This window comes from Halorubrum halodurans (assembly GCF_002252985.1).
Lineage (GTDB): Archaea > Halobacteriota > Halobacteria > Halobacteriales > Haloferacaceae > Halorubrum > Halorubrum halodurans.
In genome coordinates, this window is the sequence record NZ_NHPJ01000034.1 from 1 (window position 1) to 671 (window position 671).

At 73.5% G+C, this 671-nt stretch carries 2 pseudogenes; one reads left to right on the forward strand and one right to left on the reverse strand.

The window, feature by feature from the left end:
- Positions 1-135, forward strand: a pseudogene (locus DJ70_RS17695) (prepilin peptidase); the annotation flags it as partial.
- A 36-nt stretch (positions 136-171) separates the two neighbouring features.
- Here the strand turns inward: DJ70_RS17695 and DJ70_RS17700 are convergent.
- Positions 172-671 (reverse strand): annotated as a pseudogene (locus DJ70_RS17700) (DNA primase DnaG); the annotation flags it as partial.

The following is a 671-nucleotide window of genomic DNA, read 5'->3' on the forward strand; positions in this document are numbered from 1 at the left end:
ACGGCATCCCCGGCGAGACGCGGACGCGTCTCGCCGGGGATGCCGTTCGTCGTGCCGATGGCGGCCGGGCTGGTCGTCTCGGTCACCTACGGCGACGCGCTGTTCGCGCTCCTGGGCGCGACCGGGATGGTGTGAGTCGAGAGCGGGGCGCCGCCCGGACCGACGACCCCGTCAGGCCTCGATCGGCAGGTCGCCGACGGTCGAGACCCGCGTGCCGACCGGCCGCTTGACGAACTCGCCGAGCTCGACGCCGAACAGCCGGTTCACGCCGCGCTGGGCGGCGACGTCGAGCAGCCGCTGGTCGATCCGCCCGTCGACCACGACCGCGTGTGGCGGGTCGGACGCGGCCTCGACCGCGTCGAACGCGTCGTCGACCGGGACCTCCTCGAGTACCCCGAGGTCGTCGTCGAGCAGCCTCGCGAGCCCGCTCTCGCGGTCGACGACCTCCTGGACGTGCTCCTCGAGCGATCTCGGCTCGTCATCGTCGGGTGCCGACTCGATCGCTTCCGCGTCGTCCGCATCGCTCGACCGGTCGGTTCCCTCGGGCTCGTCGACAGCGGCTGCGGGTGCGTCGTCGGCGTCGGTCCTTTCGGTCCCTTCGGCCTCGATCGCGAACGGGGTGTTCCGGCCGTTCTCGCCGTCCAGCGCCGCCTCCGCCGCCCACCGGGCCA